General features: G+C 70.5%; 23 protein-coding genes. 12 read left to right on the top strand and 11 right to left on the bottom strand.

The annotated features are described in order from the left end of the window. The first annotated feature begins 42 nt into the window (after window positions 1-42). The 3 genes from dapE (at window position 43) to ACFQ0P_RS16375 (ending at window position 2,594) form a co-directional block, all read left to right on the top strand. Window positions 43-1,119, top strand: coding sequence for a succinyl-diaminopimelate desuccinylase (dapE, locus tag ACFQ0P_RS16385; RefSeq protein ID WP_204979700.1), 1,077 nt, complete (start codon window positions 43-45; stop codon window positions 1,117-1,119). Further along, window positions 1,101-2,324, top strand: a complete 1,224-nt coding sequence (locus ACFQ0P_RS16380) for a hypothetical protein (protein WP_204979699.1) — start codon at window positions 1,101-1,103, stop codon at window positions 2,322-2,324. Before dapE ends, ACFQ0P_RS16380 begins: the two co-directional genes overlap by 19 nt. A gap of 96 nt (window positions 2,325-2,420) precedes the next feature. After that, on the top strand, window positions 2,421-2,594 hold the full coding sequence (locus tag ACFQ0P_RS16375; protein ID WP_082569411.1) for a DUF3117 domain-containing protein: 174 nt from the start codon (window positions 2,421-2,423) through the stop codon (window positions 2,592-2,594). A 74-nt stretch (window positions 2,595-2,668) separates the two neighbouring features. On the opposite strand, the gene ACFQ0P_RS16370 is transcribed toward ACFQ0P_RS16375, so the two are convergent. Next, window positions 2,669-3,304, bottom strand: a complete 636-nt coding sequence (locus tag ACFQ0P_RS16370; protein ID WP_204979698.1) for an O-methyltransferase — start codon at window positions 3,302-3,304, stop codon at window positions 2,669-2,671. A 72-nt stretch (window positions 3,305-3,376) separates the two neighbouring features. Between ACFQ0P_RS16370 and ACFQ0P_RS16365 the strand changes: the two genes are divergently transcribed. After that, on the top strand, window positions 3,377-3,769 hold the full coding sequence (locus ACFQ0P_RS16365; protein ID WP_204979697.1) for a Sec-independent protein translocase TatB: 393 nt from the start codon (window positions 3,377-3,379) through the stop codon (window positions 3,767-3,769). 33 nt (window positions 3,770-3,802) lie between these two features. Here ACFQ0P_RS16365 and ACFQ0P_RS16360 read toward each other — a convergent pair whose 3' ends face one another. From ACFQ0P_RS16360 to ACFQ0P_RS16350, 3 genes are read right to left on the bottom strand one after another with little or no spacing between them, the layout of a single operon-like run. After that, window positions 3,803-4,957 carry an Mrp/NBP35 family ATP-binding protein gene (locus tag ACFQ0P_RS16360; RefSeq protein ID WP_204979696.1) on the bottom strand — a complete coding sequence of 385 codons (1,155 nt, stop codon included), beginning with the start codon at window positions 4,955-4,957 and terminating at the stop codon, window positions 3,803-3,805. Continuing rightward, entirely contained in the window at window positions 4,954-5,478 is a 525-nt protein-coding gene (locus ACFQ0P_RS16355; RefSeq protein WP_204979695.1) for a DUF1003 domain-containing protein, read from the bottom strand. Before ACFQ0P_RS16355 ends, ACFQ0P_RS16360 begins: the two co-directional genes overlap by 4 nt. Continuing rightward, window positions 5,478-6,767 carry a magnesium transporter MgtE N-terminal domain-containing protein gene (locus ACFQ0P_RS16350; RefSeq protein ID WP_204979694.1) on the bottom strand — a complete coding sequence of 430 codons (1,290 nt, stop codon included), beginning with the start codon at window positions 6,765-6,767 and terminating at the stop codon, window positions 5,478-5,480. The genes ACFQ0P_RS16355 and ACFQ0P_RS16350 overlap by 1 nt, the downstream gene beginning before the upstream one ends. 40 nt (window positions 6,768-6,807) lie before the next feature. Here ACFQ0P_RS16350 and ACFQ0P_RS16345 point away from each other — a divergent pair, with 40 nt between their 5' ends. Together ACFQ0P_RS16345 and ACFQ0P_RS16340 are read left to right on the top strand one after the other, a co-directional pair. Further along, window positions 6,808-7,452, top strand: a complete 645-nt coding sequence (locus ACFQ0P_RS16345; protein ID WP_378772881.1) for a general stress protein — start codon at window positions 6,808-6,810, stop codon at window positions 7,450-7,452. Between the two features lie 4 nt (window positions 7,453-7,456). After that, window positions 7,457-8,146, top strand: a complete 690-nt coding sequence (locus tag ACFQ0P_RS16340; RefSeq protein ID WP_378772878.1) for an alpha/beta hydrolase family protein — start codon at window positions 7,457-7,459, stop codon at window positions 8,144-8,146. Here ACFQ0P_RS16340 and ACFQ0P_RS16335 read toward each other — a convergent pair. Genes ACFQ0P_RS16335 through ACFQ0P_RS16325 form a run of 3 tightly spaced genes read right to left on the bottom strand, consistent with a single transcriptional unit; the run spans window position 8,128 to window position 12,407 of the window. Further along, window positions 8,128-9,924: a gamma-glutamyltransferase family protein gene (locus ACFQ0P_RS16335; protein ID WP_204979693.1), complete on the bottom strand. Its 1,797-nt coding sequence runs from the start codon at window positions 9,922-9,924 to the stop codon at window positions 8,128-8,130. The two genes, ACFQ0P_RS16340 and ACFQ0P_RS16335, sit on opposite strands and share 19 nt — an antisense overlap. Next, on the bottom strand, window positions 9,921-11,345 hold the full coding sequence (locus tag ACFQ0P_RS16330) for an aminopeptidase P family protein (RefSeq protein WP_204979692.1): 1,425 nt from the start codon (window positions 11,343-11,345) through the stop codon (window positions 9,921-9,923). The genes ACFQ0P_RS16335 and ACFQ0P_RS16330 overlap by 4 nt, the downstream gene beginning before the upstream one ends. A 39-nt stretch (window positions 11,346-11,384) precedes the next feature. After that, window positions 11,385-12,407, bottom strand: a complete 1,023-nt coding sequence (locus ACFQ0P_RS16325; RefSeq protein ID WP_204979691.1) for an endonuclease/exonuclease/phosphatase family protein — start codon at window positions 12,405-12,407, stop codon at window positions 11,385-11,387. Window positions 12,408-12,490: 83 nt separating this feature from the next. Here ACFQ0P_RS16325 and ACFQ0P_RS16320 point away from each other — a divergent pair, with 83 nt between their 5' ends. The 3 genes from ACFQ0P_RS16320 to ACFQ0P_RS16310 all read left to right on the top strand — a co-directional run bounded on the left by ACFQ0P_RS16320 (window position 12,491) and on the right by ACFQ0P_RS16310 (window position 14,194). Next, a complete protein-coding gene (locus ACFQ0P_RS16320) occupies window positions 12,491-13,354 on the top strand; it encodes a PHP domain-containing protein (RefSeq protein ID WP_204979690.1) in 864 nt (287 codons plus the stop codon). Window positions 13,355-13,601: 247 nt separating this feature from the next. After that, the gene (locus tag ACFQ0P_RS16315; protein WP_378772938.1) at window positions 13,602-13,970 is read left to right on the top strand and encodes a DUF4258 domain-containing protein; all 369 of its coding nucleotides are present in this window, start codon (window positions 13,602-13,604) and stop codon (window positions 13,968-13,970) included. Continuing rightward, window positions 13,967-14,194: a DUF2283 domain-containing protein gene (locus ACFQ0P_RS16310; RefSeq protein ID WP_204979688.1), complete on the top strand. Its 228-nt coding sequence runs from the start codon at window positions 13,967-13,969 to the stop codon at window positions 14,192-14,194. Before ACFQ0P_RS16315 ends, ACFQ0P_RS16310 begins: the two co-directional genes overlap by 4 nt. Before the next feature lie 97 nt (window positions 14,195-14,291). Here ACFQ0P_RS16310 and ACFQ0P_RS16305 read toward each other — a convergent pair whose 3' ends face one another. Then, a complete protein-coding gene (locus tag ACFQ0P_RS16305) occupies window positions 14,292-14,720 on the bottom strand; it encodes an SHOCT domain-containing protein (RefSeq protein ID WP_204979687.1) in 429 nt (142 codons plus the stop codon). A gap of 103 nt (window positions 14,721-14,823) precedes the next feature. Next, window positions 14,824-16,290 carry a DEAD/DEAH box helicase gene (locus ACFQ0P_RS16300; protein ID WP_204979686.1) on the bottom strand — a complete coding sequence of 489 codons (1,467 nt, stop codon included), beginning with the start codon at window positions 16,288-16,290 and terminating at the stop codon, window positions 14,824-14,826. Between the two features lie 229 nt (window positions 16,291-16,519). Here ACFQ0P_RS16300 and ACFQ0P_RS16295 point away from each other — a divergent pair, with 229 nt between their 5' ends. Next, a complete protein-coding gene (locus tag ACFQ0P_RS16295) occupies window positions 16,520-17,233 on the top strand; it encodes a ferritin-like fold-containing protein (RefSeq protein ID WP_204979685.1) in 714 nt (237 codons plus the stop codon). 10 nt (window positions 17,234-17,243) lie between these two features. Here ACFQ0P_RS16295 and ACFQ0P_RS16290 read toward each other — a convergent pair whose 3' ends face one another. Both ACFQ0P_RS16290 and ACFQ0P_RS16285 read right to left on the bottom strand, forming a co-directional pair. Further along, the gene (locus tag ACFQ0P_RS16290; RefSeq protein WP_204979684.1) at window positions 17,244-17,534 is read right to left on the bottom strand and encodes a hypothetical protein; all 291 of its coding nucleotides are present in this window, start codon (window positions 17,532-17,534) and stop codon (window positions 17,244-17,246) included. 5 nt (window positions 17,535-17,539) lie between these two features. Next, complete coding sequence (locus tag ACFQ0P_RS16285; protein ID WP_204979683.1) at window positions 17,540-17,764, bottom strand: DUF3107 domain-containing protein; 225 nt, start codon at window positions 17,762-17,764, stop codon at window positions 17,540-17,542. Window positions 17,765-17,899: 135 nt separating this feature from the next. Here ACFQ0P_RS16285 and ACFQ0P_RS16280 point away from each other — a divergent pair, with 135 nt between their 5' ends. After that, window positions 17,900-21,016 carry an ATP-dependent helicase gene (locus ACFQ0P_RS16280; RefSeq protein ID WP_204979682.1) on the top strand — a complete coding sequence of 1,039 codons (3,117 nt, stop codon included), beginning with the start codon at window positions 17,900-17,902 and terminating at the stop codon, window positions 21,014-21,016. After that, entirely contained in the window at window positions 21,013-24,336 is a 3,324-nt protein-coding gene (locus ACFQ0P_RS16275) for a UvrD-helicase domain-containing protein (protein WP_204979681.1), read from the top strand. The genes ACFQ0P_RS16280 and ACFQ0P_RS16275 overlap by 4 nt, the downstream gene beginning before the upstream one ends. The last annotated feature ends 15 nt before the right edge of the window (window positions 24,337-24,351 follow it).

Genomic DNA, 24,351 nt, shown 5'->3' with positions numbered 1-24,351 from the left:
GGCGCGCGAACGCCGCGAGGACGAGGTCGGTAGACTCGAGGGATGCCGACGCTCGATCTGTCCGCGACATCCGTCGATCTCACTCGCACCATCTGCGACATTCCGAGCGTCTCCGACGACGAGACGCGTCTCGCCGATCTCATCCACGAGGCCGTTTCCGTCCTGCCGCACCTCGAGGTCTATCGTGACGGAGACACGATCGTCGCCCGGACCAACGGCCGTCGCGCACAGCGCGTCGTGATCGCCGGACATATCGACACCGTGCCGATCAACGGCAACGTGCCCACGCGCGACGTGCAGGTCGACGGAGAGTCGTACATCTGGGGCAGGGGCACCGTCGACATGAAGGCCGGCGTCGCGGTGCAACTGAAGCTCGCGGCCGAGCTGACCGATCCTCGCGTCGACATCACCTGGATGTGGTACGACCATGAGGAGGTGGATGCCGACCTCAACGGTCTCACCCGGCTCGCGGCTACACGCCCGGAGCTGTTCAGCGCGGACTTCGCGATCCTCGGTGAACCCTCGAACGGTCAGGTCGAAGGCGGCTGCAACGGCAACATGCGCGTGATCGTGCGAACGCGCGGCGTGCGAGCGCATTCTGCGCGTGCGTGGATCGGCGAGAACGCCATTCACAGCGCGGCGCCCATCCTCGCCCGATTGTCGGAGTATCGTCCTCGCGAGATCGAAGTGGAGGGTCTCGTCTACCGGGAGGGACTCAACGCGGTGCGGATCAACGGCGGCGTCGCCGGCAACGTGATCCCGGACCTGTGCGAGGTCGAGGTGAACTATCGCTTCGCGCCGAGCCGGGATGCAGCCGAGGCCGATCGACACGTGCGTGACGTCTTCACGGGCTTCGACGTGGACATCGTCGATCTCGCCGTGGGTGCGCGTCCCGGTCTGGATGCGGCGCTCGCCCAGGAGTTCGTCGCCGCGGTGGGCGCCGAGCCACGCCCGAAGTACGGGTGGACCGACGTCGCGCGCTTCAGCGCTCTGGGGGTCCCCGCGGTCAACTACGGCCCCGGCGACCCGCACCTCGCCCACCACGACGAGGAGCGCGTGCCGATCGCCCAGATCGAGGCGGTCGAGCAGGGACTTCGTGCGTGGCTGAGCGGTCACTGACCGGCAGCGCACCCGCCCGCGCGGGGCTCGGCGCGATCGCCCTGCGGATCGCGCTCATCTACATCTCGGCGCGTGTCGTCACGACGGTCTTTCTCATCGTCGCCGCCGAACTGTCGGGGCCCTCATCGCGCTTCGGCGCTGATGCCGGATTGGTCGATCTCGTCCTGGGGTGGGACGCCCGCTGGTACTGGATCGTCGCCGAAACCGGATACCCGAGCGAACTTCCCCGCACGGAGTCCGGCGCGGTCGCGGAGAATCAGTGGGCATTCATGCCCGTCTTCGCATATCTTGCCAAACTGATCTCCCTCCCGTTCGGCAATTGGGCGGTCGGAGCCTTCGTGGTCTCGATCGTCGCGGGGTACGCGGCATCCCTCGTCCTCTTCTCGCTGCTTCGCGACAAGATCGACGACACCGCAGCCACGTGGGCGGTGGTGTTCTTCGCCGCAGGCCCCCTCGCCGCGCTTTTCCAGGTGGGCTATGCGGAGGCGCTGTTCCTGGTGTGGCTGCTCCTCGCGTTGCGATGCGTCCTGCGTCGCCGGTACGCGTGGCTCTACCTTCTCGTTCCGCTCATGGGGTTCACGCGCCCCGGCGTTTTGGCCTTCGCGCTCTTTCTGGCACTGTTCGGGTGCTGGCGTTTTCTCACCCGAGCCCGCGAACCTCTGCCCGGGCGCGAGATCGTGCACATCGTTCTGCTCGGAATCCTCGCCGTCGTCGTCGGGTTCTCGTGGCAGCTGTTGGCGGGATGGGTCACCGGAGAGAGCGGCGCGTACCTCGCGACCGAGCTCGCGTGGCGCCGCAACTGGATACCGGGTGAGGCTTCCTTCTTCCCGCTCGAGGGTTTCGTCAGCGCGGCCGCGTTCTGGTTCGGAACCGTCTGGAGGCTGGGAGCGGTGACCGGCTACGTCGTGCTGGTGACCCTGGTGATCGCCATCGCGGCGGTTCTGCTCTTCGTGCCCCAGGTGAAGCGACTCGGGGTCGAGCTGCGGCTCTGGAGCGTGAGCTATCTCATCTACCTTCTCCTCGTCTTCTTCCCCCAGTCGAGCATCTTCCGCCTCCTGGTTCCGCTGTCGCCGCTGTGGGGCGCCTTCGCGGTGCCGCGCTCGCCCGTGTGGCGGGGCGGCGTGCTGGTGGCGTGCCTGGTGGGGCAGTGGTGGTGGATCTACAATATGTACGCGCTCGGGAATGCGATCTGGCAGATCCCCTGATCGGGCGACGCGATCGGGGGTACCCGGGGATGGGACCCTTCGTCCCACGCTCACGATAAACTTGTCCTTGCAGACCATCGATGAAAAGGAGCCGCAATGGCAGCCATGAAGCCGAGAACCGGAGACGGGCCGATGGAGGCCGTGAAGGAGGGGCGACTCATCATCGTGCGCGTGCCGCTCGAGGGTGGCGGTCGACTCGTCGTCTCTGTCAACGACGCTGAGGCGAAGGAGCTGTACGACGTTCTGGGTGGGGTCGTCGCAGCAGCTTGAGGCACATTCGTTCCGCAGAACGGCCGGTCGCCCGACCGGCCGTTCTGCGTGTCGCGGGCAATCGCCCGCCCGCGTCAGGCCTGCGGAACGGTCGTGAGCTGGAGCAGGCCTTCTCCCACGATCGACAGTGCCCCGATCACGGCAGGCGATGCCTGCGTCTCCTGGATGAGGGAGCGGTACGCCGTGGTGACGCCGTCTCGGCGCACGGGATCGGCGACCGCGCCCCCGGCGAGCACGCGGGGGATCAGGACGGTTCCTCCCGCGCGCACCAGACGCAGTCCGTGCTCGACGTACTCGATGACCCCCTCCGGGTCGGCGTCGACGAGGACGATGTCGTAGGAGGCCTCGTTCATTCGGGGCAGGACCTCGGCGGCGCGTCCGGTGATGAAGCGCGCGCGGGCGGGAGGGATCCGCGCATCCGCGAAAGCCTGCCGGGCCGCTCCGAGGTGCTCGGGCTCTTTGTCGATGGTGGTGAGCGTCGCGCGCGGCGAGCCGTGCAGAAGCCAGAGACCGGAGACACCGGCACCCGTCCCGATCTCGACGATGTTGAGCGCCTGCGACACCGCGGCGATCACGGAGCACTGTGCACCCACCGGGGCGCTGATCGGCGTCGCGCCGAGTTCGAGGGCGTGCGCCCGCGCTCGCGAGATGTGGTCGGGCTCCACGGTCGCCTCGTCGGCGAACCGCTGAATCGCGTTCTGCTCTCCCATCGTGTGCCTCCACGCGAAAGCCTACGCGGGCGGCGTGCGTACCCTGCTCAGGCGCGGCGGTAACCTGATCTCATGTTCTTCGGGCTCACGATCGAGAAGCTGCTGCTCATCGGCGTGATCGCGGCGTTCATCGTGGGTCCCGAGCGTCTGCCGCGCTATGCCGAGGCGTTGGCGGGCTTCACGCGCCGCGCGCGAGACTGGGTCTCGTCGGCGCGGACCCGGGTGCGGGAGGAGATGGGCGAGGACTTCGACGACGTCGACTGGAAGACGCTCGATCCCCGCCAGTACGATCCGCGCCGCATCATCCGCGAGGCTCTGCTCGACGATGCGCCCGTCCCGACCGTGCGGGCTGCGCAGGCCGGCGCAGCGGTTGCCTCTACGGGCACCCCGCCGTCCGGGCCGGTGAAGTCTCCCTTCCGCGGCCCCGACAACGGCCCGACGCCGTTCGACTCCGAGGCGACCTGAGCCGGCCCGGCCGTGTCGACGGCGTCGTCCGGCTCAGTTCGGCCGGAGCGGGAGCGAGCGTCCGGCGAGCCCGCGAGGTTCTCCCGCGATCGTCGCGGCGATCCCCGTGATCGCGACGGATGCCGGATCCTCGGGGTGTGCGACGACGGCGGGGACGCCCGCGTCCGCGTCCGCGCGCAGACTCGGGCTGAGGGGAACGGATGCGAGCAGGGGCACCACGGCCTCGGCATCCGACAGCGCGTCGGCGACGGCGGCGCCGCCGCCCGACCCGAAGAGCGTGAAGGGGGTGCCGTCCGGGAGTGTCATCGCGGCCATGTTCTCGACGACGCCGACGACGCGTTGCCCGGTCTGCCTGGCGACGAGGCCGCTGCGCACGGCGACGTCGGACGCCGCGGCCTGCGGTGTGGTCACCACGAGCACGTCGGCGTTGGGCAGCAGCTGACCCACCGAGATCGCGACGTCACCCGTGCCGGGCGGCATGTCGAGCAGGAGGACGTCGAGGTCGCCGAAGTACACGTCGGTGAGGAACTGCTGCACCGTGCGGTGGAGCATCGGCCCACGCCATGCGACGGCGCCGAGGGGCGCGTCACCCTCGCGGCGGCGAAGGAACATCCCGATCGAGATGACCTTCACTCCGTGAGCGACGGGCGGCAGCATCAGATCGTCGATGCGGGTCGGCTGCGGCACGGAGCCGTCCGGCTCGACCAGGCCGAGGAGCGGGGGAATGGAGAACCCGTGCACGTCGGCGTCGACGAGTCCGACGGCGAGCCCGCGCGCGGCGAGTGCGACCGCGAGGTTCGCGGTCACGGTGGACTTGCCCACCCCGCCCTTCCCGCTGGTGACGGCGATCACCCTCGTGAGGCTCCCGGGGCCGAACGGCATCTCGCGGGCCGGCCGGCCGCCGCGCAGGCGCTCGGTGAGGGCCTGTCGCTCGGGCGCGGTCATCACCCCCACCTCGAGTGCGACGGACTCGACACCGGCGACGGATGCCGCGGCCGCCCGGACATCGGCTGATATTCGGTCGGCGGCAGGGCAGCCGACGATCGTGAGCACGATCGCGACGTGCGCGACGCCGGCGGTCACGCCGATGTCGCGCACCATGTCGAGCTCACCGATCGGACGTCGCAGCTCGGGGTCGGTGACGGCGGCGACGGCGCTCCGGACGGCGTCCTCGATGGTGGCCGTCATCGTGGTGCGCCGTTGTCGGAGTCGCGATGCTCGAGCTTCTCGAGCATCGCGCGCAGCTCGGCCCGCAGCACCTCTCGCGTCACGACCTCCTCGGAGAAGTCCGCGACCGCCATGCGAAGTGCGACGACCTCGCGGGCGAGGTACTCGGTGTCTGCGAGGTTGCGCTCCGCGCGCTGGCGATCCTGCTCGATCTGCACCCGATCGCGGTCGTCCTGACGGTTCTGCGCGAGCAGGATGAGCGGGGCCGCGTACGAGGCCTGCAGAGACAGGATCAGCGTCAGCAGGGTGAAGTTCGTCGCCGCAGGGTCGAACTGCAGCGCGGGCGGTGCCCAGATGTTCCAGCTGAGCCACAGGAGAACGAAGATGGTCATCCCGAGCAGGAAGCCCGAAGTGCCCATCGCACGAGCGAAGGACTCGGAGAACCGGCCGAAGCGGTCGCGGGACGGCTGCGGCGTGCGCTGCAGCATTCCGCCGCGACCCCGGGGCGCGTCGAGAGCGGGCGAGCGTGACTTCCGCGCCATCAGCGCCTCCGCGGGATGGTCGCGGTCGTCGGGTGAGCGGATGCCGCCGGCGGCTCGCCGTCATGGGAGCGCCAGTCGTCCGGCAGCAGGTAGTCGAGCACATCGTCGATGCTCACCGCGCCGACGAGGCGATGCGCCTGATCGACGACGGGCACCGAGACCAGGTTGTAGCTGGCCAGCAGACGGGCGACCTCGGCGGCCGATGCCGCCGCCGGCATCGGGTCGAGCGTGTCATCGATGATGGCGCCGAGCCTCTCGTGCGGTGGGTAGCGCAGCATCCGCTGGAAGTGGACGGTGCCGAGCAGCCTCCCGGTGGGCGTCTCATAGGGCGGCAGCGTGACGAACACCGCCGCGGCGAGCGCAGGATGCAGCTCGTGGCGGCGGATGAGCGCGAGGGCCTCGGCGACCGTGGCATCCGCCGACAGCACGATCGGCTCGCTCGTCATGAGTCCGCCGGCGGTGTCGGGACCGTACTTCAGCAGGGCGCGGACATCCTCGGCCTCCTCGGGCTCCATGAGATCGAGCAGCTCTTCGGAGCGCTCCTCGGGCAACTGACCGAGGAGGTCGGCGGCGTCGTCGGGCTCCATCGCATCGAGGATGTCGGCGGCCCGCTCGTCGCCGAGCGCCTCGAGGATGTGCACCTGCTCCTCTTCGGGCATCTCTTCGAGCGCGTCGGCGAGACGGTCGTCGGGAAGCTCCTCGGCGACCTCGATGAGGCGGTCCTCGGGAAGGTCGAGGAGCGTGTTGGCGAGATCGGCGGGCTTGAGGTCGGAGTACGTCGCGACGAGCTGCTCCGCGGACTGCGCTTCGCCGGGGTTCTGCTGCTCGCGCACGTCTGACCATGAGGCGAACGTCGTCGGGCCCTTCGCGAACGGCGAAGCGCTGGTGCGGGGGCGTCGCAGGAAGAGCTGGCCCACGTCCCACTCGCCGAGGCGGTTGCGCTCGATGGCGACGTCTTCGATCACGGCGGTGCCCGATCCGTCGTTGAGGTACACCTTGCGTCCGAGGAGCTCTGCCATTACGCGCACCTCGCCGCCGCGCTGCTGGAAGCGGCGAACGTTGATGAGTCCGGTCGTGATGACCTGGCCGGTGGCGATCGACGTGACCCGGCCGATCGAGACGAACACGTGACGGCGACCGGGAATCTCGACGACGAGGCCGATCACGCGCGGAGGATCATCCTTTCGGAAGATGACGACGACGTCTCTCACCTTGCCGAGACGGTCGCCCGCGGGGTCGAAGACGAAGCACCCGGACAGGCGCGCGACGAATACCCTCTGCGTGCTCACACTTCTCAGCGTAGTCCGGACGCCGTGGGAGGATGGGGAGATGACCATGATGGGCGGACGCTTTCCGCAGGGTTCCGACGAGGTCGGCCAGCCGGTCGCGAGCTTCCCGACGTACGACGCCGCACAGAAGGCCGTGTCGTCGCTGATCGCGGGGGAGGTGCCCGCGCGCGATATCGCGATCGTCGGGCAGGACCTCCGATCCGTCGAGAAGGTCACCGGGCGTCTCGGCTACGCGTCTGCGGCCCGCTCCGGGGCGATCAACGGGCTGCTCCTCGGGCTGCTCTTCTCGGCGATCCTGGTCATCGGCTCCCCTTCGGTGCCGATCCAGGCATTCGTCGGCGTCCTCTTCGTGGGCATCGCGATCGGGATGCTGCTGAGTATCATCACCTACTCCTTCGTCCGTCGGCGCCGCGACTACGCCTCGGTGATGCAGGTCGTGGCCGATCGGTACGAGGTCACCGTCACTCCCGCGAGCATCCATCGGGCGCGACAGATCCTCGGGCCGCAGGCCGCTCCGGAGTCGGCGCCGCCGGCGCGGGAGACCGCAGCCGAGGTGAGCGAGCCGCCCCGCTACGGGGAGCGTGTCGCCCCCGAGCCCGAGTCCGGAGACGCCCGGGGCGGGCGGGGCGAGCCCGAGCCGCCCGCGGATCCTGCGACGCCGGACCGGCCGCCCGCCGAGCGCTGATCGCGTGCCCGAGCACGACGTGCGCATCCCGGTCGCGCTTCCCACCGGCCCCGTCGAAGTGTCGGCGCTGTACGGTCGTCCCGACGGCGCGTGGGCGCTGATCGCGGTCGCTCACGGCGCGGGGGCCGGGATGCGGCATCCCTTCCTCACCGGGTTCTCCGGCGGCCTGCAGTCGGCCGGGGTGGCGACGCTCCGATTCACCTTCCCGTATCTCGAGGCCGGGCGCCGGATGCCGGGACCGGCCCCGCACGCGATCGCGACGTGGGCTGCCGTTCAGGCGGTGGGCGCCGAGCTGGCCGAGGACCTTGCGTTCTGGGCGGCGGGCAAGTCCTACGGCGGCAGGATGGCGTCGATGGCGGCGGCGGAGTCGGCCATCGACCCGGCCGGACTGGTCTATCTCGGGTATCCGCTGCATCCGCCCGGATCGCCGGACAAGGTGCGCAGCGCGCACCTGCCGTCCATCGGGCAGCCGCAGCTGTTCGTGGAGGGCTCGAAGGACCCGTTCATCGATCCCCACGAGCAGTTCGCGCAAGCCGTGGCGTCCTGCCAGGACGCGGAGGTCGCATGGGTCGACGGAGGAGGGCACTCCTTCGAGGTGAAGGGGCGCAAGCGGGCGGCGGAGGAGGTCGGAGCGGACGTCGCGCCGATCGTGATCGAGTGGATGCGCCGGCGCCGTCAGCGACCTGCCGCGTAGCCCTGCATCCCGCGGGGATTCGCGGCGGCCCACAGGGTGCCGTCGGCTCGCCTCCCGACCGCGGAGACGCGGCCCAGTGACCAGTCACCGGCGCGCGTGATCCGGTGACCCCGTCGCTCCAAGCCCTCGATCACCGCGTCGCCGAGGCGGTCCTCGACGACGGCTCCCGCGGGGGTCCACGTGCGGGGCCAGAACGACTCGGGCATCGCCGTGGTGTGCAGCGAAGGGGAGTCGATCGCCTCCTGGGCGGTGTAGCCGCCGACGATCATCCGCAGCAGGACGGGAAGCTGCCATTGATCCTGCTGGTCGCCCCCGGGCGTTCCGACGGCGAACTCCGGCATGCCGTCGCGCAGGACCAGGGTCGGGGAGAGCGTTGTGCGCGGGCGGCGGCCGGGCAGCAGTGACGAGGGCGCGCCGGGTTCGAGCCAGGTCATCTGGAGTCGCGTTCCGAGACAGAAACCGAGAGAGGGGATCGTCGGCGAGGACTGCAGCCACCCGCCCGAGGGCGTCGCCGACACGATGTTGCCCCACCGATCGACGACGTCGAGGTGGCAGGTGTCGCCGCGGGTCGCGCCCGTGCGGGCGACGGTGGGCTCCCCGGTGGATGCCTCGACCACGCCGCGATCGGTGCGCAGCGGCGGTTGGAACGGCGTCGCGCCGCCCGGCGAGCCGGGACGGAACTCCACCGACGCCTCGCCCGTCAGAAGCGCGCGGCGCTCGGCGAGGTAGTCCTCGTCCAGCAGGGTGTCGAGATCGACGTCGTCGTCGCCGAACCACGCATCGCGGTCGGCGAGGGCGAGCTTCTGCACCTCGAGGAGCGTGTGCGCACCCGCCTCCGTGGACGGATCGAGAAGATCGTCGGCGAGCGGTTCGAGGATCGCGAGTGCCTGCAGCAGCGCGGGGCCCTGCGTCCACGCTCCGGCCTTGGCCACCGTTCGTCCCCGGAACGTCACGGACGACGCCGGCTCGTAGCCGGCCTCGAAGCGAGCGAAGTCGTCCGCGGTGATGAGCCCCGCATGGTGTCCGCCGGCGGAGTGGCGATGGGGCCGCGCGGCGAAGGCCGCCGCCTCCTGGGCGACCTGGCCGGTCCGCCAGTCGTGGCGCGCCGAGTCGATGCGCGCGGCCCGGCCGACCGGTCCATCGTCGCGCACCGTGCAGCTCGCGTGGATGAGGCCGTCGAGAACGTCCGCATACGCCGGATTGCGCACGATGGATCCCGCTTCCGGCGGTGCCCCCTCGGGCATCCACAGGTCGGCGGACGTGGTCCACTCGTCGCGGAACAGCTCAGCCACCCTCGCGATCGTCGCAGCCGCCTGCGGGAGGAGCGGGTGTCCGTCCCGGGCGTAGCCGATGGCGTAGGCGAGCACGTCCGCGAGCTCCCACGTACCGTGGTCGCGCAGCAGAAGGAGCCACGCGTCCACCGCTCCGGGGACCGCTGCGGCGAGCGCGCCCGCCCCGGGGACGAGGTCGAGCCCTTCGGCGCGGAAGTGCTCGATCGTCGCCCCGGCGGGGGCCGGCCCCTGGCCCATGAGGATCTCGGGGTGCGAGGCATCCGCCGCGTGGAAGATCCCCACGAGATCGCCGCCGGGGCCGTTCAGATGCGGCTCGACGACGTGGAGGACGAACGCGGCGGCGACGGAGGCGTCGAAGGCGTTCCCGCCGCGCTCGAGCACGGACTGGGCGGTCGCGGTGGCCAGCCAGTGCGTCGAGGCCGACATGCCGAACGATCCCGACAGGGTCGGGCGCGTGGTGAAGGTCGGCGGCGGTGTGAAGGTCACGCCGAGAGCCTGGCGATCCAGGCCTCGACCTCGTCGGCCGTGCGGGGGATGTCGGCCGACAGGTTCACCGGCCCCTCCGGCGTCATGAGGATGTCGTCCTCGATGCGCACACCGATCCCGCGATACTCCTCGGGCACGGTGAGATCGTCGATCTGGAAGTAGAGGCCCGGCTCGATCGTGAACACCATGCCCGGCTCGAGCAGGCCGTCGTAGTACATGTCGCGGCGCGCCTGGGCGCAATCGTGCACGTCGATGCCGAGGTGATGGCTCGTGCCGTGAACCATGTAGCGGCGGTGGTGTCCGCCGGAGTCGGCATCGAGGGCCTCCTGAGCGGTCACCGGCAGCAGACCCCACTCGGCGACGCGCGTCGCGATGACCTGCATCGCCGCCTCGTGCACGGAGCGGAACTTCACGCCCGGGCGTGCGGCCGCCATCGCCGCGTCGGCGGCTTCGCGGACTGTCTCGTAGATGCGCCGCTGGATGTCGGTGAACCGGCCGTTCACCGGGAGTGTCCGCGTGATGTCGGCGGTGTACAGGCTGTCGACCTCGGCCCCGGCATCGATCAGGATCAGATCTCCAGGCATCACCGCACCGTCGTTGCGCGTCCAGTGCAGATAGCAGGCGTGGGGGCCGGAGGCCGCGATCGTGTCGTAGCCGACCGCGTTGCCGTCGCTGCGCGCGCGCTGGTGGAACACGCCCTCGACGAGACGCTCGCCGCGGGGATGCGCCACGATCTCGGGGAGGTGGGCGACGATGTCATCGAACCCGCGGGCGGTGACATCCACGGCAAGCCTCATCTGGGCGATCTCGTAGTCGTCCTTGACCAGCCGCAGTTCCGAGACGAACCGGGTGAGGCTATCGTCCTCGTCGAGCACGACATCGCCGTCACGCCGCTCGAGGTCGTCGATGTGCGCGGTCGCGACGCCGAGATCGGCAGCGACGCCGCGAAGAGCCGGCCGGGGGCCGATCCAGAACTCGCCGATCGACGCGTCCGAGTAGAACTCGGCCGTCGTGCGGTCGGCGCGCTCGCGGAAGTAGAGGGTGACGTCGTGCCCGCCCTCGGTTCGAGGCTCGAACACGAGCACCGAGCCCGGCTCGGCATCGGAGGCCCATCCGGTCAGGTGCGAGAAGGCCGAATGCGCGCGGAACGGGTAGTCCGTGTCATTGCTGCGCTGACGCAGCTCGCCGGCGGGGATCACGAGGCGCTTTCCCGGGAACGCGGCCGACACCGCATCTCGGCGTGCGGCGGTGTAGGCGGCCTGCGCGCGCGCGGGTGGCATGGTCTCGGGACGCTCGGCCCACCCCTGTGAGATGGTGTCGAGGAAGCCCTGACCGTACGGCTGTCGACGGTTGGTGCTGGTCGTTGCGGGGGTATCGGCGTCGGTGGTCGCGATCGTGTCGCTTTCGCCTGCGGTGCTCATGCCTCCAGTCTGACACGCACGAGCCGCGACGCCACCGGCTCAGCCGGCCGGCTCGAGCTGCACGATGTACGGACGGTGGTCGGACCCGGAGGCGTCCATCGACCGGAGCACCAGCGAACCGGTGGCTTCCCAGTGGCTCGAGGTCATCACGTGGTCGATCGGGGTGCCGAGGAGCGCGGGGATCGTCGCAGACCAGGTGCCGACGGCGCCGTTGCCCGTCTGCACCGCCGTATCGCGGCACAGGCCGAGGTCGCCGCCGTCCACTCCGAGATCGGTCATGTGGTCGACGGTCGCGTTGAAGTCGCCCGCCATGATGACGCTGGCGGTGCCGCACTGGTCAGCCAGCCACTGGAGGTCGTCGCGCCACTCCTGCATGTAGCTCGGGCGAGGGGCGACGGCGTGCGCGGCCACGACGATCGGCCCCTGCCCGTCGGTGGGCATCGCGACCGCACTCGGGACGGTGGAGGTGTTGCTGGTGCCGTCGAGGGAGGACTCGATCACGGCGTAGTCTCCGAGATCGGGCGAGATGAGCAGGGTGGTCGATCCGGCATCCCACTCCGTCGAGGGATCCTCGGCGTGGTGGGCCCACATCCGGTGACCGAGTTCGCGCATGATCACGGCGACCTCCTCGCCGGTTTCGATCGTCGTCTCGGGCAGGGCGACGATGTCGGCGTCCATCGCGACGGCGATCTTGGCGATCGTGCCCGGCGGTGTGGCCGGGCCGGCGGTGTTCCAGGTCATGACGCGGATCGAACTGTCGGTCTTCGCTGGGAGCGCCTCGGTTCCCATCCCTCCGCGCGACAGGAGGATCGCGCCGTTCGCGATGGCGGCGGCGCCGGCGACGGCCGCCAGGGTGAGCGAGAGCGCGCGCAGCGGTCGGGCGAGGGAGAAGACGAGGAGAACGACCGCCGCGATCACGAACGCCAGGCACACGAGGCCCCGGAAGGAGACGATCTGCGCCACGGGGTAGAAGCGTTCGACGCGGAAGAACGATGGCCATGTCAGCACCGCCGCCGCGATCGCGCACAGGACCGCGACGAGGATTCCCAGCAGGCGCAGCACGACGGCGACTCTATGCGAGCAGGCTGGGAGATCGGTCAGCGTGCGGCGCCGATGGCGTGCTGGTCTCGCGCTACCCTCGGAGGATGCCGTCGTCTCCGCTCTTCGAGGGGCCGAGCGATCTTCACCTGCACTCGGTCCTCTCCGACGGCACGGAATCGCCGGCGCAGGTCATGGCCGCGGCGCACCGGCACGGACTGCGCACCGCCTCGCTCACCGACCACGACACGACCGGGGGGTGGGCGGAGGCGGCCGAGGCCGCGGCATCCCTGGGCATGACGTTCGTGCCGGGAATGGAGCTGTCGGCGCGGCACGAGTGGCGCAGTGTGCACGTGCTGGCCTACCTGATCGATCCTGACGATCCCGAGTTGCGGGCGATGACCGAGCGCATCCGGTCCTCCCGGCTCGACCGTGCGCGTCTCATGGCCGATCGCATCTCGCGCGACTACGACCTCGTGTGGGACGACATCCTCGCCCAGACGAGCGACGGTGCCACGGTGGGTCGCCCCCACATCGCCGACGCGCTCATCGCCAGGGGATTCGTGCGGGATCGGGCCGAGGCGTTCTCCAGCATCCTGAGCCCGCGCGGCGACTACTACGTCGCCCTCTACGCGCCCGACCCCGTCACGGCGGTGGAGCTCGTCGCCGGTGCCGGCGGGGTGCCGATCATCGCGCATCCGGCCGGGCGGGCGGGACTGCTCCCGATGCCGTTGATGGAGCGGATGCTGCGCGCCGGCCTCGCCGGGTTCGAGCTGGGTCATCGCGAGAACGTGGGCTCGGGGCTGCGCACCCTGCGAGCCCTGTGCCAGGAGCGCGACCTCGTCGTGACCGGATCGAGCGACTATCACGGGCTGGGCAAACCCAATCAGCCGGGGGAGAACACCACCGACGACGCGATGGTCGAGCGCATCATCGATCGCGCAACGGGAAGCGCCCCCGTCTACCCGTAGGCAGGCGAGGGCGCTTCGCGCGTGGAGCGGATGCGACCGGCGCCTGGCACGAAGGCCCGTCCGACTCGTCAGACTCCACGTCTGCTGCTCCTCCGGAGCGCCGTCATGAATCGGCGGAACTGAGTCCTCTCCTGTAGCGCGGTTGATGACGGGGCCCATCCGTCTGCCGGTTCGACAGGCAGTAGCAGCCGCCGCTGATCGATCGAAGGAACGACCTTGAAGAAGCAGCGAACACTCCAATCCATCACTGCAGCAACCGCACTCGCCCTGGTGGCAGCTTTGCTACCGCTCGGCGCCACCGCATCCGCGTCGGCGCACGTCGGGGTACGGCAGGTGTCCCCGCAGATCGCGGGTCCCATCATCGTCAAGCACTTCTGGTCCGGTATCCTCCGGCTGTTTCATCACATTCTCAAAGCATGCGTTGCAGCGGATGAGCCAGTACAGGGTCTCTGAGGCAACGATGAAGCGCGTGCTGAATGATGGGAAAGTGATCTACTCCGCTAACGGTGTCAAGAAGATCCGGCTCGGGAATGTGACCGCTGTCGTAAACAGCAAGACCGGAAACGTGATCACCGTCTACTACGCGGGTGGTGGCGGATGCGGAGGTGGAGTGTGAAACTCACGTACGATCCTGAGGCCAATGCGGCCTATGTCCTGCTCGGGGACGACATCGCGCCCGGTTCACTCCATCACACGGTCGAGCTCGAATCGCTGGTCGAAGGGACCCTCCTCAACGCCGACATCGGCGTCGACGGGAAGCTTGTCGGGTTCGAGATCATCGGAGCCGATCGACTGATCGATGCCAGATTGCTCCGGGAAGCACCGCTGCCGCAGGGCTGAGATCACCGACGACGCGACGCATCATCGATCGCGCAACGGGAAGCGCCCCCGTCTACCCGTAGGCGGACGAGGGCGCTTCGCGCGTGGAGCGGATGCCTCAGCTGAGAGCCTTGGCCTTGATGGCGTCGTACTCGGCCTGCGTGATGGTGCCCGAGTCGAGCAGGCCCTTGGCCTTCGCGATCTCGTCGGACGGGCTCGCGGAGGTCGCGACCGACTTGATGTAGGCGTCCTGTGCTGCCTGGATCTGGTTCGCTTCGGCCGCACCCCGCTTGGCCATGCCGTTGCCGCGTGCGATGAGATACACCAGCAGAGTGAGGAACGGAACGAAGATCAGGAAGATGATCCACACCGCCTTCCACCAACCGCTGAGCTCGTGGTCACGGAACAGGTCGCTGATCACCGCGAACAGCGCGAAGAGGTAGGCGACGAAGACGAAGACCCAGAGGAACCACCAGATGAGGTCTCCGAGCGAGCCCCAGAAGCCCTGGTACTGATAGCCCGTTGTGACGGCGTCGATGAATCGCACGATGCGTGCCTTTCTGCGAGGGGGCGGGGCGAGGTTCCCCGTCTGCGATCAAGATAGCGCGCGTCCCGCGCGGATTCACGGGATTTCGGAAGGTGTTTCCGCGTCAGGCGCTGACCGGCGCGCCGCCCCCGGCCGCGCCCGAGCCGCCGCGACGCCGGCGACGGCGACGCGGGGCGGGCTTGCCGTCGTGGTGCTCCTTGCCGCCGCCGTCGTGGGTCCCGCCGCCGTCCGCGCCGCGGTCGGCGGGCCGGTCGGCCGCGGCGGTCTCGCCGGACGCGCTCGCGCCGCCGGAGCGACGCCGACGCCGACGTCGCGGCGCGTCCTCGGAGGAAGCGGTCGCAGGACGCTCACCGTCGGTCGTCTTGACCGTCTGCGTGCGCGGCGCCGTCGCGATGCGGCCCTTGGTGCCCGCGGGGATGTCGAGATCGGTGTAGAGGTGCGGGCTCGACGAGTACGTCTCGACGGGTTCGGGCTGACCGAACTCCAGCGCGCGGTTGATGAGGGCCCACTTGTGCAGGTCGTCCCAGTCGACGAACGTCACGGCGATGCCGGTCTTGCCCGCGCGGCCGGTGCGGCCCGCGCGGTGGAGGTAGGTCTTCTCATCGTCGGGGATCGTGTGGTTGATGACGTGGGTGACATCGTCGACGTCGATCCCTCGTGCGGCGACGTCGGTGGCGATGAGGACGTCGCGCTTCCCCGCCTTGAAGGCGGCCATCGAGCGCTCACGCGCCTCCTGGCTCATGTCGCCGTGGACGGCCGCAGCGTTGAATCCGCGGTCGCCGAGCTCGTCCACGAGCTTCTGCGCCGCGCGCTTCGTGCGGGTGAAGATGACGCTCTTGCCGCGGCCCTCGGCCTGGAGGATCCGCGCGATGACCTCATCCTTGTCGAGCGAGTGCGCGCGGTAGACGAGGTGACGGATGTTCGCCTGGGTGAGGCCTTCGTCGGGATCGGTGGCCCGGATGTGGATCGGGTTCGTCATGAAGCGCCGCGCGAGCGCGACGATGGGTCCGGGCATGGTCGCCGAGAAGAGCTGAGTGTGCCGCACCGGCGGCACCTTCTGGAAGATCTTCTCGATGTCGGCGAGGAATCCGAGGTCGAGCATCTTGTCGGCCTCGTCGAGGACCACTTCGGTCGCGTTCGAGAGGTCGAGCAGGCGCTGGTTGTTGAGGTCGATGAGCCGACCAGGGGTGCCCACGACGATCTGCGCGCCGGCCTTCAGCTGGTCGATCTGACCCTCGTAGGCTTTGCCTCCGTAGATCGCCACGACGCTCGTGGGGCGGTTCGAGGTGAGCATGTCCATGTCCTCGTAGACCTGGACCGCGAGCTCGCGCGTGGGAACCACGATGAGCGCCTTCACGCCGTGCTCGGGCGCCTGCCCGAGCCGCTGGACGACGGGGATGCCGAAGCCGAAGGTCTTGCCGGTGCCCGTCTTGGCCTGGCCGATGATGTCCTGGCCGGGGAGGCCGAGGGGGATGGTCTGCTCCTGGATCGGGAACGCGTCGACGATGCCCTTCGCGGAGAGCGCGTCGACGATGTCCTGGTCCACGCCGAGTTCGGCGAAGGTCGTCACGATGTGTGCCTGTCCGGCAGTGAGATGCTGCCTGGTCCGTGCCCTGGCGCATCGGCAGCGGATGCCGTCGCGCGGGCGGGGATAAGTTCCACGCCCTCTCTCAGCCACAGGCGCGGGAGCCCCGATCCGACGCCGGGGACGCGTCCACGATACCGGAGGAGAGCGCCCGACGGCGTTTCCGCGCCGATGGATGCCTCACCTCGGGCCGTGCGACCCTAGGCTGTAGCCCGTGGTGAAGTGGTTCTGGCAGCGGCGCGAGCCCGGGCGCAAGCTCCAGCTGCGGTCGCGGGAGGACAGCGGCGACGCCACGCGGGTGGACTTCGAGGAGCTCGCCCCCGATATCGATACCTACCTCGGACAGGCCGCGTACCTTCAGCTCGGGTACTTCGAGACCCTGAGCGAGCTCATCGCGCTGACGCCCGCGCTGTCGGACAAGGAGGCCCTGTCGCGCGCGGCCGGCGCCGCCCTGACGAAGCACGAGGAGCTCGTCGCACTCATCCGTGAGCGTGGGGACGACCCCACGGAGCTGATGCTGCCCTTCCGTGAGCCCCTGGACGCTTTCCGAACAGCGACCCACGGCGTGCGCCCGCCGGAGACGCTCCTCTCGGTGCACATCACCGCCGGCATGCTCGACGACTTCTATCTCGCCCTCTCGGCGAGCTACGGCGAGACGGGTCGTCGTGTGGCACGCATCCTGCAGGCCGACGACGACCGCGATGCGATCGTCGCGATCATCCTGCGGACGATCGACGAGGACGCTCAGTGGGCGTCGCTGCTCGCGCTGTGGGGTCGCCGGCTCGTCGGAGACACGCTGCTCATCGCTCGCGCGGCATTGCGCCCCGCCGAACTCGGCGCCGTGGACGAGGCAAAAGTCGAGCCGGTGTTCACCGAACTGATGGCGGCTCACTCCAAGCGCATGGATGCGATGGACCTCGCGGCCTGACGGAGCGCGTTCAGCCGATCTTGAGCCGCGTGCGCTCGGCCGCGTCGTGGGCCACCCGGGCCCGCCGCAGGAGGATGATCACCGGGTAGGTGACCACCAGCGGGGCGACGCACATCGAGAGCCACAGCCAGATGCTGTCGAGCCCGGCCCCCGCCCACGTGAGGATCATCCACGCAAGCCCGGCTGCGAACGCGCCGACGATGGGTCCGACCACCACACCGCGCGTGGCGCGGTCGGGGATCTGGAAGTGGACCGCGAGGCCGAGGGCCGCTCCCACGATGAGGGCGATGAGGATCTGCATGGTCGTCAGGCGACGAAGCCGACCCGGCGGGACTCCTCGGTCCCGAGCTCGATGTAGGCGAGACCTGCCGTCGGGACGATGTAGTTGTTGCCCTTGGTGTCGTTGAAGGTCACGTGCGTCGCGCCCGCGTCGAGCGCGGCGGCGATCGACTTCTTGACGTCGGCCGCGGCCTCGTTGGTCTCGAAGCTGAGCTCGCGTCCGGTGTTCGCGATGCCGATGCGGATCTCCACGTGACTGCCTCTCTCGTGCTCTGCGCGCCGGCTCCCGGGCGCAGAGCAACTCTACGACACGGGTGCCGGGGCCCAGGCCGCGCGTCGCACGCTGTCGGCGAACGGGATGTCGTGCGTGCGCGGTAGCGTCGAGCCATGGTGTCGTGGGACGGATCGGGCGCGACGGCAACGCTCGACGAGCGTCAGCGTGCCGTGGTGGCGCTCGCTCGCGATGCGTCCGGCGTGGTGGTCGGCGCCCCTGGCACGGGCAAGACCACGACCCTGGTCGCACGGGTGGCCGCGCTCGTCGCCGGGGGCGTCGACCCCGACTCGGTGCTGGTGCTCACGCCCTCGCGGCAGACGGCCACCGCGTTGCGCGACCGTCTCGCCCTTGCAACCGATCGCGCCACGTCGGGTCCGCTCGCGCGTTCCGTCGCGGCCTTCGCCTTCCAGCTGGTGCGCGCGCACGCGGTCGCCGCGGATGCCGACCCGCCCCAGCTCCTGACCGGCGGCGACGAGGACCAGCTGATCCACGATCTGCTCGAGGGCGACGCCGAAGACGAGGCATCCGCTCCGTCGCGATGGCCGGACTGGCTGAGCGCCGCGATCCGCGCGACTCCGGGCTTCCGCACCGAGGTGCGCACGTTCTTCGCCGAGTGCACGACGCTCGGGATCGATCCCGGACGGCTTCGCGAGCTGGGGGAGCGTGACGGCAATTCCGCGTGGGTGTCGCTGTCGTCCTTCCTCCGCGAATACCTCGACGTGCGCGCCGACATGCGTGGAGCTCACCGCGATGCGGCCGGGCTCGTCCGCGAAGCGGTCGGGCTGATGCGCACGGTGGGCGACGGCATCCCCGCGCTCGACCGCATCGGAGTCCTGCTCGTCGACGACGCGCAGGAGCTGACCCTCGGCGGTGTGGAGCTGCTCGAGGCGGCGCGGGATCGCGGCATTCCGGTCATGGCGTTCGGCGACCCCGACGTGGGTTCGGGCTCGTTCCGTGGCGCGACGCCCGAGAACTTCGCCCGGGTTGCGGCGGGGCTCGGCGAGCTGCACCTGCTCTCGCAACGCCACCGCGGCACGGCCTGGCAGGCCGAGCTCGTGCGACGCGTCACGCAGCGCATCGGAGCCTCCGGCGTCGTGGCCCACCGCGGCGCGGCGCGCGACGCGGAGCCCGACGGATCGGTGCGCGGACTGCTGCTGCGATCGCCGGCGGAGGAGTACGACGCCGTGGCCCGCCTGCTGCGCGAGCGCCACGTGCACGACGGGGTGCCGTGGGGGAGGTGCGCCGTGATCGCGCACGACAACCGTCAGGTCGCCGCACTGGAGACCGAGCTCTCGGCGCGCGATGTCCCTGCGCGATCGAGCGGGCCGGGCAGGGCGCTCGGCGCTCTGCGTCCGGTCGGTGATCTGCTGCGGCTGATCGACCTGGCCTCCCGCGCCGAGTGGAGCGCGGAAGACGTGTCGGCGGCGCTGCTCGGCACGTACGGCCGCCTCGACCCCATCGAGCTGCGGCGGCTGCGGTCCACGCTGCGGCACGCCGAGCTCGCCGGCGGTGACGACCGGCCGGCGAAGGAACTCCTCCTGTCGGCGATGCGGCAGCCGCTCGAGTTCGACCTGCTCGACACGCGCGAGGCCCGCCGCGCGGCGCAGCTCGCCCGCACGCTCTCCCACCTGGCCGACGAGCTCTCCCGCGGCGCGACGGCCCACGAGCTCCTGTGGGCGGCGTGGGACCGCAGCGGCCTGCAGCGTCCGTGGTCGGAGATCGCGCGGGGCAACGGCCCCCTCGCCGAGCAGGCCGGGCGCGACCTCGACGCGCTCGTGGCGCTGTTCCAGGCGGCCAAGCGGTTCGTGGAGCGGTCGCTCGACGCCGATCCGCGCGTGTTCGTGCGCAGCATCCTCGACTCCGACGTCGCCGAGGACCGCCTGACGGCTCCCGTGCGCGAGGACACGGTGCAGATCCTCACGCCGGCGGGCGCGCTCGGACTCGAGTTCGACACCGTCGTGATCGCCGGCGTGCAGGAAGGCGTGTGGCCGAACACGCGGCTTCGCGGCAGTCTTCTCGACACGTGGCGACTCGCGGATGCCTCGGCCCGCGCCGGAGGCGAGGCCGGGAGCGTGCTCGACCGGAGACGCGCGGCGATGCACGACGAGCTGCGCCTGCTCGCACGGGCCCTTTCGCGGGCGACCGAGCGAGTGATCGTCACCGCGGTGGACGACGACGACACCGGTCCGAGCGTGTTCTTCGAATTCCTCCCCGACCCCGAGCGCCACACCGTGGATCATCCGCTCTCTCTGCGGGGGCTGGTTGCGCAGCACCGCCGCACGCTCACCGGCAGCGATGCTGGATCCGCCTCTCCGGCAGCTCTCCACGCGGCGGCGCAGCTCGCGCTCCTCGCCGATGCCGGTGTGCCGGGGGCGGCGCCCTCGCAGTGGTACGGGGTGTCGGCGCCGACCTCCAGCGGTCCGCTGCGCGACCTCGCGAAGGAGGATGTGCGCGTCTCGCCGTCCCGACTGCAGGCGCTCGAGGAATGCCAGCTCAATTGGGTGATCGGCGACCTGGGCGGCGATCCGGGAGGGACGACGGCCGGTCTCGGCACGATCATCCATGCGGCGCTGGAGCACGCCGACGAGACGTCGGAGCAATCGCTGTGGGCGCAGGTCGACGCCCGCTGGGGCGAGCTCGTCTTCGAGGCGGAGTGGCGCGAGAGGGCGGAGAGGACGCGGGCAAAGGATCTCGTCCGGCGCCTGCACCTCTATCTGCGCCGATTCGAGGACGCCGGCGGCACCCTCATCGGCGCGGAACCGCACTTCGAGGTGCCGATCGCGCTCGAGGGGACGGAGGAGTTCGAACACGGCGCGATCCTGTCGGGCTACATCGACCGCGTCGAGCTCGCGCCCGACGGAACCGTGGTGATCACGGACCTCAAAACGGGCAAGCGCGAACCGCAGACCGATGCGAAGGTCATCGACAACCCGCAGCTCGGCGCCTACCAGTTGGCGTTCGAAGCCGGAGCGATCCCCGCCGCGGTCGGACTGCCGCCCGGCGGCGCCAAACTCCTCGTCCTGCGGCCCACGTCGCGCGCCGACTACGTCACGCCGTGGCAGCGGCCCTTCGACGAAGACCAGCGCGAGGCGTTCCTCGCGCGCCTGCGCGCCGCTGTGACGGCGATGCGCGGCACGTCGTTCACCGCGCCGTACGAGGAGCACTGCCGCGACGACCACTCCTACGGCCTGTGCCGCATCCACACGATCGGTCCGGTGAGCGCCTCATGACGGTGTCAGCGCCACCGACGCTCCTCTCCGCGCGGACCATTGCGGCCGCGCTCGGCCAGTTCCCGCCCACGGACGAACAGGCGGCGGTGATCGAAGCGCCGCTTTCGCCGGCGCTGGTGGTCGCGGGCGCGGGCAGCGGCAAGACCGAGACGATGGCCTCCCGCGTCGTGTGGCTCGTGGCCAACGGGCTCGTCCGCCGTGACGAGGTCCTCGGCCTCACCTTCACCCGCAAGGCGGCCGGCGAGCTGGCGGAGCGCATCCAGCGGCGGCTCGCGCGCCTGGCCGAGTTCGAGCGGAGAGGGCTTCTCCCCGCGCTCGCCGGGTTGCACGGCGAAGGACGGCTCGACGTCTTCGGCGAGCTCGAACGCGGTCATGCGGAGGGCGCCCGGGCCTCGCTCGCGCGCGCAGAGGCGATGGACGCGCTTGCCCGCTCTGTCGGGGCGGTCCCGCAGGAGGCCGACGACGATGCGCTCCTCCACCGACCCACCGTCTCCACCTACAACAGCTTCGCCGACCAGATCGTGCGGGAGCACGCGGTCCGGATCGGGAGGGATGCCGAAGCCGCCGTCCTCTCGGAGTCCGCCGCCTGGCTGCTCATGCGCCGCGTCGTGTTCTCCTCAGACGATCCGCGGCTCGAGGGGCGCGGCGAAGCCGTGCGCACGATCATCGACGGTGCCCTGCGGATCGCGCGCGACGGTGTCGACAACCTGGTCGACCTCGACGAGCTGGCCGCGTTCCCCGACTCCTTCGCGCGGGTGCTGGACCTGCCCTCGACGAACGCGCGCACCGTGGTCTACGCCGACGTCGCCGAAGCGGCCGACAAGGTGGGCGCGCTGTCCATGCTCGCCGGGCTGGCCCACGAGTACGCCGCGCAGAAGCGGCGCCTCGGCGTCCTGGACTTCTCCGATCAGGTGTCCGGCGCCCTGGAGGTCGTCCGTGCCCACCCGATCGTCGCGGAGGAACTCCGCGATCGCTATCGCGTGATCCTCCTCGACGAGTATCAGGACACCTCGGTGGTCCAGACCGACCTGCTCTCCGCGCTCTTCGCCGGCACCGGGGTGATGGCGGTCGGCGACCCGCACCAGGCGATCTACGGGTGGCGCGGGGCGAGCGCGGGAAACCTCGGCGGGTTCGGGCGCGCTTTCGCCCCGGACGGCGACTGCGCCCAGTACGCGCTGCTGACGAGCTGGCGCAACAGCGCGCGGGTGCTCGATGCCGCCAACGCCGTTCTGGCACCGCTCGCGGCGTCCGCGGCCGTGCCCGTGACGGAGCTCCGGGCACGGCCGGACGCGCCGGTGGGCGCTGTCGAGTGCGCCTTCGACGCCGACCTGGACGGCGAGACGGAACGCGTTGCGGAGTGGTTCGAGGCGGTGCGCTTCGAGCGGCGACGCCGCGGGCTCGCGACGACCGGTGCGATCCTGTTCCGCAGCAAGAAGCACATGGTGCGCTTCGGCGACGCCCTGGGTCGTCGTGGCATCCCGCATCGCATCCTCGGACTCGGGGGACTGCTGTCCACCCCGGAGGTCGTCGATGTCGTGAGCGCCCTCCGCGTCGTGAGCGATCCCACTGCCGGGTCGGCGCTCATCCGCCTGCTCGCCGGGCCTCGATGGGGGATCGGACTGCCGGACCTTCGAGAGCTCGCGGCACTTGCGCGGCGGATCGCGAGGCACGACGCGGCGCTGCAGCCGCTCGCCCCGGATGTGCTCGAACGGATCCGCTCCGGTGCGGGCGACGACGACGGGTCGCTGGTGGATGCGCTCGACTTCGTGCTGCGGCACCCCGTCGACCACGGGTGGCTCGCGGGCTTCACTCCCGCCGCCCGCGATCGCCTGCGCGAGGCCGCCGCCGTGTTCGCCGGCCTTCGTCAGGCGGTGGGGATGCCGATTCCCGAGCTCGTGCGGCTGATCGAGGTGGAGCTGCGCCTCGACGTCGAACTGGCGGCGAACGAGGCCCGCGGCCCCGCTCGCATCGCTTCGGCTCAGCTGCGCGCTTTCGTCGACGAGCTCCACGCCTTCCTCGCCGCGGACGAATCGGGTTCGCTGTCGAGCCTTCTCGCGTGGCTCGACCATGCCGAGCAGCTCGACGAGTTCGCACCTCGCACCGAGCCGCCCGAGGACGATGTGGTTCAGCTGCTCACGATCCACGGGTCGAAGGGACTCGAGTGGGATGCCGTGGCCGTCGTCCGTGTGGTCAAGGACGAGCTGCCCAGCGCCCCGCGCGACACCAAGGCGTGGCTCGGATTCGGCGTGCTCCCGTACGCGTTCCGCGGCGATGCCGCCTGGCTGCCGGCTCTGGCGTGGCGATCGGCCCAGACCCAGCAGGAGCTCAAGGGCGCGATGGACGACTTCGTGGCGGCCAATCGTGCGCGTCAGCTTGAGGAGGACCGCAGGCTCGCCTACGTCGCCGTCACCCGGGCGCGCGATCACCTGCTGCTCACCGGATCGAGCTGGTCGGGCACGAAGCGGCCGCGTGAACGCAGTGTGTTCTTCGACGAGGTCGTGCGCGCGGTCGGCGGCGAGCTCCCCGAGGCCGACGCGGGCGAGAACCCGTACCTGGGGGAGCGGCGGGTGATGCAGTGGCCGGTCGACCCGCTCGGCGCGCGGCGCGGGGTGGTCCAGCGCGCGGCCGGAGTCGTGGCATCCGCGATCGCGTCGCCGAGGGCGACCCCCGATCCCGACGTGGCCCTGCTGCTCGCCGAGCGCGAATCACGGCGTGCGGCGCCCGAGCGCACAGCGCCGATCCGCATCGCCGCGTCGCGCTACAAGGAGTTCGTGTCGGACTACGAGGGCACGGTCGCCGCCATCGCACGCCCCCTCCCGGAGCGTCCGTTCCGGCAGACGAGGCTCGGCACCCTCTTCCACGCGTGGGTCGAGCAGCGGGCGGGGCGTCCGGGACTCGGGGGATCGATCGACGACGCACTGTGGGAGAGCGACGAGGAGATGCCCGGCACGGAGTCCTCCGTCGAGGACGCGCAGGCGCTCGAGGCGCTGCGCGCGCGGTTCCTCGCGTCCGAGTGGGCGACCCTTCGTCCGATCGAGGTGGAGACCGAGATCGACTTCACCCTCGACGACCTCGACGGCCGCCCCCACGTGGTCATCTGCAAGCTGGACGCCGTCTACCGCCGCGAGGACCGCGGCGGGCGCATCGAGATCGTCGACTGGAAGACGGGCGCCGCTCCACGGACCCCGCAGGAGCGGGAGGAGCGGATGCTGCAGCTCGAGCTGTACCGCCGTGCGTACCACGCCAAGCACGGGGTTCCTCTGGAAGACATCGACGTCGCGCTCTACTACGTGGCGGACGATGTGATCCTGCGCGGCTGATCAGCCGCGCAGGAC

The organism is Microbacterium insulae (assembly GCF_042677065.1).
GTDB classification, from domain to species: Bacteria; Actinomycetota; Actinomycetes; order Actinomycetales; family Microbacteriaceae; genus Microbacterium; species Microbacterium insulae.
Note: the sequence above shows the minus strand (reverse complement) of the source record. Positions and strands in the feature narration are given on the sequence as shown.

Bases quoted from the DNA above. Each gene is read 5' to 3' on its own strand.
- dapE (WP_204979700.1), top strand. From the start codon at position 43: ATGCCGACGCTCGATCTGTCCGCGACATCCGTCGATCTCACTCGCACC.
- ACFQ0P_RS16375 (WP_082569411.1), top strand. From the start codon at position 2,421: ATGGCAGCCATGAAGCCGAGAACCGGAGACGGGCCGATGGAGGCCGTG.
- ACFQ0P_RS16370 (WP_204979698.1), bottom strand. From the start codon at position 3,304: ATGGGAGAGCAGAACGCGATTCAGCGGTTCGCCGACGAGGCGACCGTG.
- ACFQ0P_RS16365 (WP_204979697.1), top strand. From the start codon at position 3,377: ATGTTCTTCGGGCTCACGATCGAGAAGCTGCTGCTCATCGGCGTGATC.
- ACFQ0P_RS16360 (WP_204979696.1), bottom strand. From the start codon at position 4,957: ATGACGGCCACCATCGAGGACGCCGTCCGGAGCGCCGTCGCCGCCGTC.
- ACFQ0P_RS16355 (WP_204979695.1), bottom strand. From the start codon at position 5,478: ATGGCGCGGAAGTCACGCTCGCCCGCTCTCGACGCGCCCCGGGGTCGC.
- ACFQ0P_RS16345 (WP_378772881.1), top strand. From the start codon at position 6,808: ATGACCATGATGGGCGGACGCTTTCCGCAGGGTTCCGACGAGGTCGGC.
- ACFQ0P_RS16330 (WP_204979692.1), bottom strand. From the start codon at position 11,345: ATGAGCACCGCAGGCGAAAGCGACACGATCGCGACCACCGACGCCGAT.
- ACFQ0P_RS16320 (WP_204979690.1), top strand. From the start codon at position 12,491: ATGCCGTCGTCTCCGCTCTTCGAGGGGCCGAGCGATCTTCACCTGCAC.
- ACFQ0P_RS16290 (WP_204979684.1), bottom strand. From the start codon at position 17,534: ATGCAGATCCTCATCGCCCTCATCGTGGGAGCGGCCCTCGGCCTCGCG.
- ACFQ0P_RS16280 (WP_204979682.1), top strand. From the start codon at position 17,900: ATGGTGTCGTGGGACGGATCGGGCGCGACGGCAACGCTCGACGAGCGT.
- ACFQ0P_RS16275 (WP_204979681.1), top strand. From the start codon at position 21,013: ATGACGGTGTCAGCGCCACCGACGCTCCTCTCCGCGCGGACCATTGCG.